General features: G+C 43.8%; 15 protein-coding genes and 1 pseudogene. 12 read left to right on the forward strand and 4 right to left on the reverse strand.

The window, feature by feature from the left end:
* From ACK5MF_RS15580 to ACK5MF_RS15595, 4 genes and pseudogenes are all read left to right on the forward strand, one after another.
* Window positions 1-273 (forward strand): annotated as a pseudogene (locus ACK5MF_RS15580) (ABC transporter ATP-binding protein); the annotation flags it as partial.
* Window positions 264-1,196: an iron-siderophore ABC transporter substrate-binding protein gene (locus ACK5MF_RS15585; protein ID WP_416923497.1), complete on the forward strand. Its 933-nt coding sequence runs from the start codon at window positions 264-266 to the stop codon at window positions 1,194-1,196. The pseudogene ACK5MF_RS15580 and the gene ACK5MF_RS15585, both read left to right, overlap by 10 nt.
* Window positions 1,193-3,166, forward strand: coding sequence for a Fe(3+)-hydroxamate ABC transporter permease FhuB (gene fhuB / locus ACK5MF_RS15590; protein ID WP_416923498.1), 1,974 nt, complete (start codon window positions 1,193-1,195; stop codon window positions 3,164-3,166). Before ACK5MF_RS15585 ends, fhuB begins: the two co-directional genes overlap by 4 nt.
* Window positions 3,167-3,319: 153 nt before the next feature.
* On the forward strand, window positions 3,320-5,509 hold the full coding sequence (locus ACK5MF_RS15595) for a TonB-dependent receptor (protein WP_416923499.1): 2,190 nt from the start codon (window positions 3,320-3,322) through the stop codon (window positions 5,507-5,509).
* A gap of 41 nt (window positions 5,510-5,550) precedes the next feature.
* Here the strand turns inward: ACK5MF_RS15595 and ACK5MF_RS15600 are convergent, their stop codons facing one another.
* Complete coding sequence (locus tag ACK5MF_RS15600) at window positions 5,551-5,817, reverse strand: DUF1145 domain-containing protein (RefSeq protein ID WP_416923500.1); 267 nt, start codon at window positions 5,815-5,817, stop codon at window positions 5,551-5,553.
* Window positions 5,818-5,829: 12 nt separating this feature from the next.
* The gene (rsmD, locus tag ACK5MF_RS15605; protein ID WP_416923501.1) at window positions 5,830-6,426 is read right to left on the reverse strand and encodes a 16S rRNA (guanine(966)-N(2))-methyltransferase RsmD; all 597 of its coding nucleotides are present in this window, start codon (window positions 6,424-6,426) and stop codon (window positions 5,830-5,832) included.
* Window positions 6,427-6,593: 167 nt separating this feature from the next.
* Between rsmD and ftsY the strand changes: the two genes are divergently transcribed.
* The 6 genes from ftsY (at window position 6,594) to glpG (ending at window position 12,083) form a co-directional block, all read left to right on the forward strand.
* The gene (gene ftsY, locus ACK5MF_RS15610) at window positions 6,594-7,772 is read left to right on the forward strand and encodes a signal recognition particle-docking protein FtsY (protein WP_416923502.1); all 1,179 of its coding nucleotides are present in this window, start codon (window positions 6,594-6,596) and stop codon (window positions 7,770-7,772) included.
* A gap of 79 nt (window positions 7,773-7,851) precedes the next feature.
* The gene (gene ftsE / locus ACK5MF_RS15615) at window positions 7,852-8,526 is read left to right on the forward strand and encodes a cell division ATP-binding protein FtsE (protein ID WP_416923503.1); all 675 of its coding nucleotides are present in this window, start codon (window positions 7,852-7,854) and stop codon (window positions 8,524-8,526) included.
* Window positions 8,516-9,484 (forward strand): permease-like cell division protein FtsX, encoded by a 969-nt coding sequence (gene ftsX / locus ACK5MF_RS15620; protein ID WP_416923504.1) that lies wholly within the window; start codon window positions 8,516-8,518, stop codon window positions 9,482-9,484. The genes ftsE and ftsX overlap by 11 nt, the downstream gene beginning before the upstream one ends.
* Window positions 9,485-9,648: 164 nt before the next feature.
* Complete coding sequence (rpoH, locus tag ACK5MF_RS15625) at window positions 9,649-10,506, forward strand: RNA polymerase sigma factor RpoH (RefSeq protein ID WP_416923505.1); 858 nt, start codon at window positions 9,649-9,651, stop codon at window positions 10,504-10,506.
* Between the two features lie 396 nt (window positions 10,507-10,902).
* Window positions 10,903-11,223, forward strand: a complete 321-nt coding sequence (gene glpE / locus ACK5MF_RS15630) for a thiosulfate sulfurtransferase GlpE (RefSeq protein ID WP_416923506.1) — start codon at window positions 10,903-10,905, stop codon at window positions 11,221-11,223.
* Window positions 11,224-11,231: 8 nt separating this feature from the next.
* Window positions 11,232-12,083, forward strand: coding sequence for a rhomboid family intramembrane serine protease GlpG (glpG, locus tag ACK5MF_RS15635; protein ID WP_416923507.1), 852 nt, complete (start codon window positions 11,232-11,234; stop codon window positions 12,081-12,083).
* Between the two features lie 28 nt (window positions 12,084-12,111).
* Here glpG and ACK5MF_RS15640 read toward each other — a convergent pair whose 3' ends face one another.
* Complete coding sequence (locus ACK5MF_RS15640) at window positions 12,112-12,516, reverse strand: flagellar basal body-associated protein FliL (RefSeq protein ID WP_416923508.1); 405 nt, start codon at window positions 12,514-12,516, stop codon at window positions 12,112-12,114.
* Between the two features lie 167 nt (window positions 12,517-12,683).
* On the opposite strand from ACK5MF_RS15640, the gene ACK5MF_RS15645 reads away from it, so the two are divergent.
* Together ACK5MF_RS15645 and ubiA are read left to right on the forward strand one after the other, a co-directional pair.
* The gene (locus ACK5MF_RS15645; RefSeq protein ID WP_416923509.1) at window positions 12,684-13,226 is read left to right on the forward strand and encodes a chorismate lyase; all 543 of its coding nucleotides are present in this window, start codon (window positions 12,684-12,686) and stop codon (window positions 13,224-13,226) included.
* The gene (ubiA, locus tag ACK5MF_RS15650; RefSeq protein ID WP_416923510.1) at window positions 13,227-14,081 is read left to right on the forward strand and encodes a 4-hydroxybenzoate octaprenyltransferase; all 855 of its coding nucleotides are present in this window, start codon (window positions 13,227-13,229) and stop codon (window positions 14,079-14,081) included.
* Between the two features lie 96 nt (window positions 14,082-14,177).
* Here ubiA and ACK5MF_RS15655 read toward each other — a convergent pair.
* A partial coding sequence (locus ACK5MF_RS15655; RefSeq protein ID WP_416919910.1) for an IS3 family transposase occupies window positions 14,178-14,393 on the reverse strand: 216 nt, incomplete at its 5' end.

The following is a 14,393-nucleotide window of genomic DNA, read 5'->3' on the forward strand; positions in this document are numbered from 1 at the left end:
CATCAATATCAATTAATGGCTCTGCTTGCACAGCTTAATCAGCAACAAGGGTGTGGTGTTATCGTCATCTTACATGATCTTAATCTTGCTCTGCGCTACGCCACTCATATTGTCGCCCTGAAGCAAGGCAAAATCGCTTTTGATGGCCCAGCGTCAACACTCGTTGATGAACAACGCCTGTCAGAGCTTTATCAAACACCCATCTCTTTAATTGACCATCCGAATATTCAAGATGGAATGACTACGAATAAGGTAGCGATTGTATGCGCCTAATTTTAAAAAAAATAACGACATTTCTATTTTTATCTGGATTGTTATTGAGTTATACACAATCTGTTTTCGCTGCTCTGACGGTGGTTGATTCCCTTGGTGAGCAACAATTATCAGGCGTCCCTTCACGCGCTGCAGTTTTAGACTGGAGCTTACTAGAACAGGTCATAGAATTGGGTATTACACCAATAGCGGTGACGGATGCGGAATCTTATAAAGATTGGGTGGTAAAGCCGGCTATCCCAGAGCAGGTAGAGAATGTGGGAACACGATCTGAACCTAATTTGGAGAGAATTGCAGCTTTAAAACCAGATATCATTTTAATTGGCGGTTCTCAGAAAGATTTAAAGCCGCGTTTGGAGCAGATAGCTCCAGTGCTTTTGTACACCAATTTTAGTGCTGATGATAAACAGGCAGAGGTAGCGATTCGGCATTTTAAACAATTGGCTCATGTGTTTGCGAAAGAAGATGTTGCAGAGCAAAAACTGCTTCAAATGGATAAGCGTTTTTCCGAACTCAGACAGCAGTTAGATAACCATTTTGGAACCCCCTTACCGACGACACTGGTGATGCGATTTGCCGATACCAAATCAACGTTTATCTACACTCAAGATTCCATGGTGTATTACGTCGTCAAAAAATTGGGTTTGCAGCCTACTATGGAAGAAGCGCCTAAACATTGGGGGATCGTGCAAAAGCCACTTCCTGATTTGCGTGATATAAAAGATGGCTATGTCTTATATATTGAGCCTTTCAACGAAGAGGAAAAACTAAAAAGTTCCATACTGTGGAAAGCCATGCCTTTTGTCCGCCAGCAACGTGTGAATTCTGTGGCTTCAGTATGGAGCTATGGCGGCGCCATGTCGTTAATGTACACCGCAGAAGCAATCACTGACAGTTTACTGGAAATGGCTCCTGCCTCATGAATGTAAAGCACCTAAGTATGATGGTTGCTTTGTTAGCCATTACCGCATTTTTGGGGTTACAGTTTCATCAACCGGTTCCTTTAACGACTCAATGGACGTTGATTGGCAGCCCACATTTAGCGGAATCATTTGATGAGTTTAATTTTGCTTATGCTCAACTGCCCCGTTTGATAATGACCTTGATTGTTGGCTCAATGCTGGGGGTAGTCGGTAGCTTGATGCAGCAATTAACACAAAACTCACTGACATCCCCTCTAACTATGGGGACGTCATCTGGTGCTTGGTTAGCCTTGATTATTATGAGTATCTGGTGGCCAGACGCCATTGGTGATCACAGTGCGTTAGCTGCCATGTTGGGGGCGTTGATAGCGTTTGGCCTGATATTATTGATCGCCGGTGTGGATAATATGACGGGTTTACCAATGGTCATTTCTGGTATGGTGATCAACATTTTGCTTGGTGCGATAGCCAGTGCGATTATATTGCTCCATCAGGATTATGCTCAGAATGTATTTATGTGGGGGGCTGGCGATTTAGCGCAGAATGGTTGGGAAGCTGTCGAATGGTTAATTCCTCGTCTATCACCACTTCTGTTGTTGATGTTATTCGCCCCGCGAATTTTAACTCTGCTGCGTTTAGGCCATCAGGGAGCACAGGCTCGAGGTTTATCGGTTATTCCTGCTTTCTTTCTGTTGATGGTGATAGGCATTTGGTTGGTATCCGTATCTATAACCAGTGTTGGGTTGATAGGCTTTATTGGATTACTGACCCCCAATATTGTCCGGGCACTCGGTGCTCGAACACCAAGAATGGAGTTAATTGCCAGTTTTGTCTTTGGCGCATTGCTACTCCTGTTTACCGATTTATTAGCCCAGTCTCTGACATTATGGATGGGGCAAGTCGTACCAAGTGGTGTGACTGCTGCCGCGATTGGCGCTCCGGCTTTAATCTGGTTTAGTCGTCGCCAGCTTAAAGCGCAGGATAATATTGCCATCGCTTTGCCGGGCTCTCGGCAACGTATGAGCAGTAAGCTGACCTGTAGTATAGGTTTGTTATTTGCTGCTGGTGCGGCGTTGTACTTTTTTTATCAGCCCGATGTGGATGGGTTTTCTCTTGCTATTCCGACTGAATATCAGTGGACATTACGTTGGCCGAGAGCGTTAACCTCTTTGTGTGCTGGTGTCGGTCTTGCTTTAGCTGGAACCATTTTACAACGTCTTATCTATAACCCTCTGGCGAGCCCTGATATTCTCGGTGTTTCATCGGGGGCAACTTTCGCCTTAGTCTTTTCTAGCCTGTTTTTAGGACAATCGTTAGGTTCTACGCAATGGGGAACGGCACTGTTCGGCAGTACAGTTGTGCTGGCGATTCTTATCGCTTTAGGTCGTAAAAATCAATTCGCTCCTTCAAGTGTGGTTTTAACCGGTATCGCAATGACCGCTTTACTACAGGCTTTTGTTCAGTTTTGTCTGGCAAAAGGTAATCAGGATAGTTACAAAATCATTCAGTGGTTAGCCGGTTCTACTTATCGAGTCACTGCTGAACAATCACTGTTGTTATTAGGACTTGTGGCTCTAATGTTAGTGATGAGCCTTGTTGGCTCACGAGGTTTAACGCTGATCTCAATTAGCCGCAGTTTTGCTCAGGCGAGAGGGCTTAATAGCACTTTAATGTCATTAGGGTTGTTGGTTCTTGTCGCAATGTTATGTTCGGTTGTTACCGCAACGATGGGACCCGTATCGTTTGTTGGTCTTATTGCCTCCCATCTGGCGCGAATGCTAGGTGCTGCACAAGTCAAATCACAGTTATTACTCGGTAGTTTAATCGGCGGAACGGCAATGCTTTGGGCTGACTGGCTGGGGCAAAGCTTGCTCTATCCAAATCAGGTCGCTGCCGGGACTTTGGTGGCAATATTAGGTGCGATTTATTTCCTTGGACTGTTGATTTTTAATCGGCGATATCGCCGATAACGGTCTTACCATTAGGGGGGATCTCTCGCGACTTCCCCCGAATTTCTTATCATCTCAATATTTTTGCTTATAACTTATTGTAAATCATTCTCATTACCAATATCATTTGCGTTATGAATTAATGATTATTTATAAATTTAAGCAGGGGTATCTATGAGTTTGTTCCGTTTGTCTCCCGTTGGGATTGGGGTGATTGCCGCATTAACGATTGCGCAAGTTGGCTACGCATTGGCAGAAGAGTCATCGATGTCGGATAGTAATGCCGATGAAGTGATCACTATTGTTGGTTCTCAGGTTGATCTCGGTGGTGAATATCAAGGAGGACAAGTTGCTCGTAGTGGTCGTGCGGGGATGTTTGGTGCTCAAGACATCATGGACGCTCCATTTTCTTCAACGAATTACACTGCTGAACTGATTGAAAACCAGCAGGCTGCTAGCGTTGGTGATGTATTGCAAAATGACCCAACAGTACGAGTAGCTACTGGTTTCGGAAACTTTCAAGAACTGTACATGATGCGTGGATTTCCAGTCTTTTCTGATGATATGACCTTAAATGGCGTTTACGGTATTTTGCCTCGTCAATATGTGGCGGCAGAAATGTTAGAGCGAGTTGAAGTTCTGCGAGGGGCTAACTCATTTCTTAATGGTGCTTCGCCTGGAGGTGTTGCTGGTGGTGGTATTGGCGGTGCTATTAACTTAGTGCCAAAACGCGCAGGTAGTGAGCCATTAACTCGTGTAACTGTTGGGACTCAAACGGGTGGTCAAGGTTATGCTGCGATTGATGTAGGCCGCCGTTTTGGTGACAATCAGGAAAATGGTTTACGTGTTAATTTAGTAGCGCGAGATGGCGAAGATGGGATTAATGAGCAAGATACCCAGCTCGGTGTATTAACTGTTGGTTTTGACCATAAAGGCGAAAAGTTCCGTATGTCAGCAGATATGGGGTATCAGGATCACCACATTGATTCTCCACGCCCGGCGGTGACACCGAATGGTGATTCCATCCCTTCAGTACCTGACGCCAGCAGCAATTACGCACAAGATTGGACATATACCGATGACAAACAGATATTTGGTGCTATACGAGGTGAATACGATCTTACAGCTTCCACCACGGTTTGGTTAGCTGGCGGGGCTCGTAAAGGTAAAGAGCATAATGTTTTGGCTAATCCAACCACGGATGCTGACGGTAATCTCACTGCGTATATGTTTGATAATGTGCGTGAAGATACTATCGTTTCTGCTGATAGCGGCATTCGTCATCAATTCGAAACTGGTAGTGTTGGTCACACAGTGGTTTTCTCGGGTTCTTTATATGAATCTCGTTCAAAAAATGCTTATGCTTATGATTGGCCAAGAGTTAGCGTAGGGTCTCTCTATGATTATAGTCAAGTGAGCATTACTAGTGGTGCTATTGCCAGCGGTGATATGGACGATCCTAAAGAGACTGAACGTATTAGTTTTGCTAGTCTGGCCCTTGCTGACAGTCTTTCTATGTTCGAAGATCAGGTTAAGGTAATGCTGGGGGCTCGTTTACAGCGGGTGGAAACCAAGAGCTTTAAGGGTGACACAGGCGAAAACACGGGCAGTTATAGTAGTAATGCATTAACGCCTTCTCTTGGTGTGGTGTACCAACCAAGATTCGATATCTCTTTATATGCAAATTATTCAGAAGCGTTGCTACCTGGCGAAATAGTAGATGCACAAAATAATGGTCAAGCCGTTACTAATGCTGGTGAAGTTCTTGAACCGAGTAAGACTCAGCAGTACGAAATGGGTGCGAAATATGATGAGGGCAGCTATGGCGCTACTGTAGCCGTTTTCCAGATTAGCAAACCAACTTATATGTATGACAGCAATAATACTTATACTGATAATGGCGAACAGCGTCACCGTGGTATTGAATTTACTGCCTTTGGTCAGCCGATTGACCGGGTAACCGTCATTGCGGGTATCACTTTGATTGATGCTGATATTGTTAAAAGTGCAACGACATCTGCAGAAGGTAAACAGGCAATTGGTGTTCCGGAAGTTCAAGCTAATCTTAATCTAGAATGGGCAACTCCATTTGTAGAAGGTCTGACTCTGGAAGGTCGCACTGTTTATACGGGGTCACAATACGCAAATGCAGATAACTCACTTGAACTCCCATCATGGACACGTTTCGACTTAGGTGCTCGTTATACGACTAAAATTAGCGACCATGGCTTAAGCATACGCGCTCGTGTCAACAACGTGACAGATAAGAGCTATTGGGCATCTGCAGGTGGTTATCCAGGCAGTAACTACTTAGTGCAAGGGGCGCCGCGAACTTTCGTTATTTCAGCAAGTTACGATTTCTAATCTAATAAAAGAGCCCATTCGGGCTCTTTTCATATCTCTCATCACATCATATGTTTACGGCGAATATCCAACAGGGCGAAGATGCCGAAAATCAGTATTGACCATTTTTCCCAAGCGCTGGTTTTGACTTTGTCACCAAATGCGCCGACAAATATCAGCATTTGCAGAGCATGCATCATGAAGAGGAATGCAGTCATGATGTAAAGCGCGATGGCTGCTTTACCGGGAAATGGCATGAAGATGTTGAGCAGTAATACTATCCAGACAAATGCGATGGCTGCTTTGGCTAAAACTAATAGGGCTTTCATTCTGTGGTCCTTTCAAACGTCTTTTTCAAATAAGCGGTAACAGACTTGGCCAGCACTTTTTTCTCGGTATAGTCGCCAGCTTTCTGGTAACTCAGGTAACGATAATTCTTTTTCGCTTTCAATGTAAATCAGAGCGTTATTAGCGAGCCAGCCATTTTGTTCCAACAGTTGTAGTGTTTCATCTAACAAGCCTTTACGAAATGGCGGGTCGATGAATACCAGATCAAAAGGAGAACCGCTTTGCTTTAGATAGGCTAAAGAGTCGCTATTAATCGCTTCAATGTTAGTGGCTTTTAAAGTACCAATATTGGTTTTTAACTGGTTGAATACCTGGGGGTTTAGCTCCAACATAGTCACGCTTTGTGCCTGACGTGAAGCACATTCAAAGCCTAAACCGCCAGAGCCTGCGAATAGATCAAGGCATTTAGCATTCGGCACGTCTTGAGCAATCCAGTTAAATAGAGTTTCTTTGACTCTATCTGTGGTTGGGCGCAGACCTTCAGCATCGTGAACGGGTAGTTTTCTTCCGCGCCATAAGCCGCTGATAATACGAACTTGCCCACTTGGAGCACGATTTTGTGATGGGTTTTGTTGGCGACGTCTTACCATAGATTTTTTGACCGCAAATTAAGTGTTACTATATGGCAAAGTTTACCAAGTGAAGAACAAAGTTATCACTGCTTTGTCATTTTTCTTTTCTTTTTAAGGATAATTCTTTAAGAAAAGAGTCATAGTTTAGAAAAATAATCAGTTAAGAAAATCTAGGATATTCTCAGATGACGGAAAAAAAGAAGCGTGGCTTACTGTCATGGCTTGGCTTTGGTGATGAAGAACCAAGCCAAACAAAAGCAACCGAAGAGCAGGTAGAACAAACAGAACCAGAACAAACGGTTGAAGAGCCAGTCGAGGAAGTCGAGACTGAAAAAGCAGAAGCAGAAGCAGAAGCAGAAGCAGAAGCAGAAGCAGAAGAAATTATTGAAGATGAAGAACTTCAAGTTCAACAGCCGCGAATTGAGGAGCAAGAAAAGCCAACGGAAAGCTTTTTCGCTCGCCTTAAACGCAGTTTAAGTCGTACAAAGGCGAATATTGGTGCTGGTTTCTTTGGTCTGTTCAAAGGTAAAAAAATTGATAGTGATCTGTTTGAAGAACTAGAAGAACAACTATTGATTGCGGATGTGGGGATGGATACCACATTGAAAATCATTGAAAACCTGACAGAAAAAGCATCGCGCCAACAGTTAAAAGATGGTGAAGCACTGTACGATCTACTAAAAGGTGAGTTGGCAGAAATTCTGTCTACGGTTGAACAACCTCTAGTCGTTGATACAGCAAAAACACCTTATGTGATTTTAATGGTTGGGGTGAACGGGGTTGGTAAAACGACAACGATCGGCAAGCTGGCGAAACAGTTCCAATCGCAAGGTAAGAAAGTGATGCTGGCTGCGGGTGATACATTCCGAGCTGCGGCCGTTGAACAGCTTCAAGTATGGGGTGAGCGGAATAAAGTACCGGTTATCGCTCAACATACTGGCGCTGACAGTGCATCCGTAATTTACGATGCGATTGAAGCTGCCAAAGCGCGTGGTGTGGATGTGGTGATAGCAGATACGGCAGGCCGCCTACAAAACAAAGCAAACCTAATGGAAGAGCTGCGTAAAATCGTTCGTGTGATGAAGAAAATCGATGATTCAGCGCCGCATGAAATCATGCTGACTCTGGACGCGGGGACGGGGCAGAATGCGATTAGCCAGGCAAAACTGTTTAGCGATGTTGCGCCCATTACCGGTATTACGCTGACCAAGCTTGATGGTACGGCGAAAGGTGGTGTGATTTTCGCCATTGCCGATCAGTTCCAAATTCCAATTCGCTTTATCGGTGTCGGTGAAGGTATTGAAGATCTGCGCCCATTCGAAACGCAACAGTTTATCGATGCACTGTTTAGTCGTGACGAGTAATAGCTAAAAATAAAACGAACAGTAACATACCCTAGAGAGATATCCGTTTGGCTATCTCACGGCAAAAAAGGAATGATGCGTGATCAAGTTTCAACAGGTGAGTAAGGTTTATCGAGGCGGGCGACAAGCTCTGCAGAAAGTCGACTTTCATTTACGTCGTGGTGAGATGACCTTTCTGGGCGGCCACTCTGGCGCCGGCAAAAGCACTTTGCTCAAGCTCATTTGCGCTATCGAACGACCTAGCGACGGAAAAATCAGTTTCAATGGTCATGATGTGACTCGCATTCCTAATAAAGATATTCCTTTTTTGCGTCGTAATATCGGCATTGTTTTTCAAGACCATCGCCTTTTGATGGATAGAAGTGTTTTTGATAACGTCGCATTGCCAATGCGTATTGAATCCATCTCTGAAAACGAAATCAAGCGCCGTGTTTCCGCAGCGTTAGATAAAACCGGACTATTGGATAAAGCTCGCTGTCTGCCTAGCCAATTATCCGGTGGTGAGCAGCAACGTGTTGGTATTGCTCGTGCGGTGGTGAATCGTCCAACTTTATTATTGGCTGATGAACCGACAGGTAACCTGGATCCTGAACTGTCGACCCGTATTCTTCATCTGTTTGAAGAGTTCAATCGCGCAGGGGTAACGATTTTGTTGGCTACCCACGATCATAACTTAGTGAATTCTCGTCCTCAGTATCGCCATTTGGAGTTAAATCAGGGCTTTTTAAGTGAGGTTGAAGATTATGGCCGTTAAGCCGAAGAATAAAAAAGTCACTCAATCCCGCGATGCGAAGAGAATGAAAACCGATGGTTTTCTCAAAGTTCATATCAAGCAAGCGAAAGCCTCTTTCTCAAGCTTGTGGCAGCGCCCGATGGGCAACATTCTGACCTTAGCAGTTATCTCAATGGCATTAGCCCTGCCCACCTGTCTGTATTTGTTGAGTAAGAATATTGCGTCAGTGGCAGACAATGTCGCCAGCCCTTCACAGATCAGCGTCTACATCAAAGAGGATACTCCTGAGCCAAGAATCATGGTGCTCAAGGATGAAATCGAAAGCCGCGCAGAAGTTGATAAAGTGGAATTCATTTCGCCACAACAAGGTCTACAGGACTTGAGTCAGCATTCGGGCTTTGATCAGGCAATCAGCTTACTGGATGAATATTCTCTGCCTAGCGTTTTGATTGTGTCGCCCAACGTGGAAACAGACCAGGAAATTAAAGCGATTGCAGAATCGATTCGTGGTCAAGAAGGCGTGACTGACGTTCGTTTAGATGAAGATTGGATGGCTCGTTTGGATGCTATTCGTAATTTGGCGACGATTGTGGTGATCAGTTTGTCGGTACTGATGCTGGTTTCAGTATTTCTGATCATCGGTAACACATTGCGTTTCAACGTTCAGGCGAATAAAGAAGAAATTCAGACCATGAAGCTTATCGGTGCGACCGACAGTTTTATTCTGCGTCCCTACTTATATGTCGGCATGTGGTTTGGCGTTTTAGGTGCGCTATCGGCTTGGCTGCTCACGGCTTTTATTACCATTGTGCTCAATGGTGCGGTTGAAAACTTGGCTAAGTTGTACGACAGCCAGTTCAGATTAATTGGCTTGAACTGGGATGAATCTTTATTGCTACTTATGTTGGGGACTTTCTTAGGTTGTGTTGCGGCGAAAAGTGCAGCCCAACGCCATCTCAAAGAAATTGAACCTGTGTAGCGAATCCTTGTCATTATTAGGTAAAAATAATCATTGAGTGGCGAGTTGACTTGTCACTCACATTTGTTTATGCATAATAACCAATCGGTCTTGAATCCTGTTCATTTTGGGTTCAAGATTGTTAGATTAAATTGGCTCCAGATCAGAGATTGATGAGGAATTGAATGACTACTTCGACATATCAATTAGCACTTGTTTCGCAAGATAGCTTAGATAGTTATATCCGCACAGCGAACAGTTACCCTATGCTGACCGCAGAGGAAGAGCGTGAGCTTGCAGAGAAGTTGCATTATGAAGGTGATATCGAAGCGGCTAAAGGCTTGATTTTGTCACATCTTCGTTTCGTTGTTCACGTTGCTCGTGGTTATTCTGGCTACGGTTTGCCGTTAGCGGATCTCGTTCAGGAAGGTAACATTGGTCTGATGAAAGCGGTAAAACGCTTCAACCCTGAAGTGGGGGTAAGACTGGTCTCTTTTGCTGTGCACTGGATCAAAGCTGAAATTCACGAATACGTATTACGTAACTGGCGTATTGTGAAGATTGCGACCACCAAAGCGCAACGCAAACTGTTCTTCAATTTACGTAAATCGAAAAAACGTTTAGGTTGGTTTAACAACGGTGAAGTTGAGACAGTCGCTCGTGAATTAGGCGTAGAGCCTTCAGATGTTCGCGAAATGGAATCTCGCCTTGCTGCGCAAGATGCCACATTTGAGTTCTCCGCTGATGATGAAGACAACAGCAACTCTTATGCAGCACCTATGCTTTATCTTGAAGACAAAAATTCAGATTTAGCGGATAACCTGGAAGAGCAAAACTGGGAAAACCACACGACTCAACGTTTGAGCTTTGCACTTGCTAGCCTTGATGAACGTAGTCAGCATATCGTGCGTTCACGTTGGTTGGATGATCAAAAATCGACGCTGCAAGAATTGGCGGATATGTACCAAGTTTCTGCGGAACGAATTCGTCAGCTAGAAAAGAATGCGATGAAGAAATTAAAAGAAGCGGTAGGCGAGCTGTAATATCCCTAATACTTCTATGAACAGCAAAAACCGAGATCATTTGATCTCGGTTTTTTGTTTGCCGGATCGAAAACAGTCCAACACTGAGATGAACTGGCTGTGGATAACTCTGTGAGAAATTTATTTACTGACTGTCATCAACTAGGGTAAATAAAGGTATGAACGCTGTTTTTTATTTGGGGATATGTTTAGATCTACACACAGAAAAAGCAGGATCATCACTAGATGTTGTGGATCGATCTGACGAAAAACACTTTATCACCACAATTCACAGGATTATCCACAATTGATGAACAAATGATCGCTGGTGGATAACCTTACTTTGCTTCTCTACTTGTCATCCACTGGATAGGTTACAATGATGCTAGAAAAATATTATTAAAGTGAGAGTAAATCATGGATCAATTTCAGCATATAGATGTAGCGGCAGCTCAAGCCCTCATCGAACAAAAGAATGCCAAGTTAGTGGATATTCGAGATCCCCAGTCGTTTGCTACAGCACACGCAAAAGCGGCATTCCACTTAACCAATGACAGTATTGTGTCATTTATGGAGCAGGCTGAGTTTGATGAGCCTGTACTCGTGATGTGTTACCACGGCATTAGTAGCCAAAGTGCAGCTCAATACTTGGTTAACCAAGGCTTTGAACAGGTGTATAGTGTGGATGGTGGTTTTGAAGCTTGGCACCGTGCCAACTTACCTGTTGAAGCGAGTTAAAAAGACAGATGATTAGATTGATCACTTTAAATAACCCTCGAATGGCGCAAGCATTTATTGATTACATGGCGTCACGGCAAATTGAGATAAAAATGATGCCAGAGGGGAGTGGTCAATTTGCATTGTGGTTGATGGATGATCAACATCAGCTAGAAGTAGAAAGTGAAATAAAGCAGTTTCTTACTAATCCCAACCAAGATAAGTATCAGGCGGCTTCCTGGGATATGGCGGAGAGCCGTAAGCCTCAATTCCAATATCATTCTCCAAGTATGATGGCGATGCTGAAAGCGAAAGCTGGCCCATTAACGCTGTTCATCATGCTGGTATCTGTTGTTATTTTTGCCTTTCAACAAATGGGCATGAACAATGCGGTATTTTCTGCTCTGCATTTTCCGGCTGAAAGTGGACAACAATGGCAGTTATGGCGTTGGGTAAGCCATGCATTGCTGCATTTTTCCGTGTTGCATATCGTGTTCAACCTGTTGTGGTGGTGGCAATTTGGCGGAGACATCGAAAAGCGTTTAGGTAGCTTCAAATTGTTGCAGCTTTTCGTCATTGCTTCTGCATTTTCAGGAGCCGGGCAATACTGGGTCGAAGGAGCTAACTTTGGCGGGCTTTCCGGTGTGGTTTATGCGTTAGTTGGCTATTTGTGGATGCTAGGCTGGCGCGCTCCTCAACTTGGTTTAGCTATCCATAAACCTTTAGTTGCTTTCATGCTGGTTTGGCTGGTTCTTGGTTTTGTACAACCTTTTATGGCGATTGCCAACAGTGCTCACTTAGCGGGTTTAGTGGTTGGTGTTTTACTGGGATTTACCGATGCAAATCGATATTCCCTCAAGAAACAAAAAAACGGCTCGTAAGCCGTTTTTTCTATTCAAAATTTGGTCACTACTGGTAAAGGTACTTGGTAAACAGCAGGTCTGCGATAATAGTACGGCCTGTTTCTGGTAAAAGAGTATTGTTTAGCTGTTCAACCAGAGTTTTACGTAAGTCTTCGCGACCAGCTAAAGACTTAATCACATCTTCATTTTGTTTACCGAGTAATTCGACAACAGCGTCTCGAATCAAAGGTTGATGCTTTTCTATCAATGGTAAATCAGTGCTGTTGCTGACCATGACATCAATACGCACCTGAATATAACCAAGTTTTTTGCCCTTAGTGTAAAAGTTGGTGGTGACATCTGGCTCAAGCGTAAAATAAGCCAATTTTGGTATCTCTTCTTCAGCGCTGACTAAGCACGAAATTAAAAGACCAAATACGAGTATGATCGGAGCTAGGTATTGTCTAAGCATATGTCTATTAATTCTTTTCTCTGTTCAAGATACTCGAATCGCCCGAGTCTTGTTACAATAGAGCATCTTTTTGTAAATAAAAATACTCTATTGGGTTTCATGTATTTGATTTGAGACCATGAGCGGACTTTCTTTTGTGATGACTGCTCACTGTATTAAATATTAGTATGAATCAATCAACGTCGCTCTACCTGACTGCTTTAAGTCAAGTGAACTGGTCATCGCCAGAAAAATTTACATTCCCAGATGCCAATGCAAAAGCATGGTTGCTAGAGAAAGGTTCGCTCTCTCGCCGACTAGCAGAAAATTGCCACCAACTGACGGTAGATCTGCTGAATAACCAATGGGTTGAATCTTCATTCTTAGCTAAGAGTGAAACCGATTTGTTGCCACTGGAGCCATGTTTGCTACGAACCGTTATTCTACAAGGAGATGGTAAGCCTTGGATAGTCGGGAGAACATTGATTCCAAAATCATCAGTTCAGGATCAATCGCATAATCTCGAACATCAGGGTGAAATTCCCCTTGGTTTGACGGTGTTCAGTGCTGATAATGTAAAACGCGATGCGTTGCAGGTTGGCTGGGTTGAAACTTCGGATAGTAAGTTTTTGGCGCGTCGTTCACGTTTATGGATGAACAATAAGCCTATGTTAGTGGCGGAATTGTTTCTCCGTGACTCGCCGGCTTATTTTTCAAAGGAGCAAGCATAAATGAGTGCTGTTAAGGCAAAGGCATATTGGCAGCTAATGCGAATGGATCGCCCGATTGGTTCATTGTTGCTATTGTGGCCTACCATTTGGGCTCTTATCTTATCAGCTCAGGGGATTCCTGATATCAAAGTTCTTATCGTGTTTATCCTCGGGGTATTTATGATGCGTTCCGCTGGATGTGTGATCAATGATTTTGCCGACCGTAACGTTGATGGACATGTAAAACGTACCTCTCAGCGTCCTCTCCCTTCAGGAAGAGTCACTGCGGCTGAAGCGGTGATATTGTTCTTCGCTTTATCTATCGCTTCATTTCTGTTGGTGTTGACCATGAATCCTCTGACCGTCCAGCTTTCGTTTATGGGGCTGGTGCTGGCTTTCATCTATCCATTCATGAAGCGATTTACTCATCTACCTCAGCTTTTTTTAGGCTTAGCGTTTAGCTGGTCGATTCCGATGGCTTGGGCAGCACAAGCCAATGAATTGCCGCTCATTGCTTGGTTTGTTTTTGCCATTAATGTGGTGTGGACGATCGCTTACGATACTCAATATGCGATGGTTGATAGGGATGATGATTTAGTCGTTGGCATTAAATCGACAGCCATCCTTTTTGGTCGATATGACAAAATGATCATCGGTGGCTTACAGCTTTTAACCATTGTGATGATGATAATGTTAGGCCATTACTATCAATTGACCGCCAGTTACTATTGGGGATTATTGGTTGCTGGCGGTTTGTTCGTCTATCAACAGCACTTGATTCGTCACCGGGAAAGACAACCATGTTTTCAGGCTTTCCTAAACAACAACTATGTAGGAATGGTTGTCGCGATGGGGCTGCTGATTTCGTACTTTTGATTAAAAGAGAAGGCATCCGGGGATAATGCCAATCAGTTAAGAGAATCCTCGTTCCCACGGGGGAGTGAAGTGACCCCATAAAGTTGGACATTTCTGTTAAGCGGCTTGCAAGGCCTGATTTCGATATTCTATCGGAGTCAGGCCTTTAAATTTCACCTTAATCCGTTTTGTATTGTAATACTCTATATATTCTTCGATATTTGCAATCAGTTCATCAGCATCAGTGAAGCTTTGACCGTGATACATCTCTGTTTTGAGTAAAGCGAAGAAGTTTTCAGCCACTGCATTATCTAAACAGTTTCCTTTTCTCGA

Origin of the sequence: Vibrio sp., from assembly GCF_047973365.1 — a bacterium.
In the GTDB taxonomy this organism is placed as follows: Bacteria; Pseudomonadota; Gammaproteobacteria; order Enterobacterales; family Vibrionaceae; genus Vibrio.

What these genes read in the sequence shown, in the direction of transcription:
- ACK5MF_RS15600 (WP_416923500.1), bottom strand. Translation starts at nt 5,817, where the DNA reads ATGAAAGCCCTATTAGTTTTAGCCAAAGCAGCCATCGCATTTGTCTGG.
- glpG (WP_416923507.1), top strand. Translation starts at nt 11,232, where the DNA reads ATGATTAGATTGATCACTTTAAATAACCCTCGAATGGCGCAAGCATTT.
- ACK5MF_RS15595 (WP_416923499.1), top strand. Translation starts at nt 3,320, where the DNA reads ATGAGTTTGTTCCGTTTGTCTCCCGTTGGGATTGGGGTGATTGCCGCA.
- ftsY (WP_416923502.1), top strand. Translation starts at nt 6,594, where the DNA reads ATGACGGAAAAAAAGAAGCGTGGCTTACTGTCATGGCTTGGCTTTGGT.
- ACK5MF_RS15640 (WP_416923508.1), bottom strand. Translation starts at nt 12,516, where the DNA reads ATGCTTAGACAATACCTAGCTCCGATCATACTCGTATTTGGTCTTTTA.
- ACK5MF_RS15585 (WP_416923497.1), top strand. Translation starts at nt 264, where the DNA reads ATGCGCCTAATTTTAAAAAAAATAACGACATTTCTATTTTTATCTGGA.
- glpE (WP_416923506.1), top strand. Translation starts at nt 10,903, where the DNA reads ATGGATCAATTTCAGCATATAGATGTAGCGGCAGCTCAAGCCCTCATC.
- fhuB (WP_416923498.1), top strand. Translation starts at nt 1,193, where the DNA reads ATGAATGTAAAGCACCTAAGTATGATGGTTGCTTTGTTAGCCATTACC.
- ACK5MF_RS15645 (WP_416923509.1), top strand. Translation starts at nt 12,684, where the DNA reads ATGAATCAATCAACGTCGCTCTACCTGACTGCTTTAAGTCAAGTGAAC.
- ubiA (WP_416923510.1), top strand. Translation starts at nt 13,227, where the DNA reads ATGAGTGCTGTTAAGGCAAAGGCATATTGGCAGCTAATGCGAATGGAT.
- rsmD (WP_416923501.1), bottom strand. Translation starts at nt 6,426, where the DNA reads ATGGTAAGACGTCGCCAACAAAACCCATCACAAAATCGTGCTCCAAGT.
- rpoH (WP_416923505.1), top strand. Translation starts at nt 9,649, where the DNA reads ATGACTACTTCGACATATCAATTAGCACTTGTTTCGCAAGATAGCTTA.
- ftsX (WP_416923504.1), top strand. Translation starts at nt 8,516, where the DNA reads ATGGCCGTTAAGCCGAAGAATAAAAAAGTCACTCAATCCCGCGATGCG.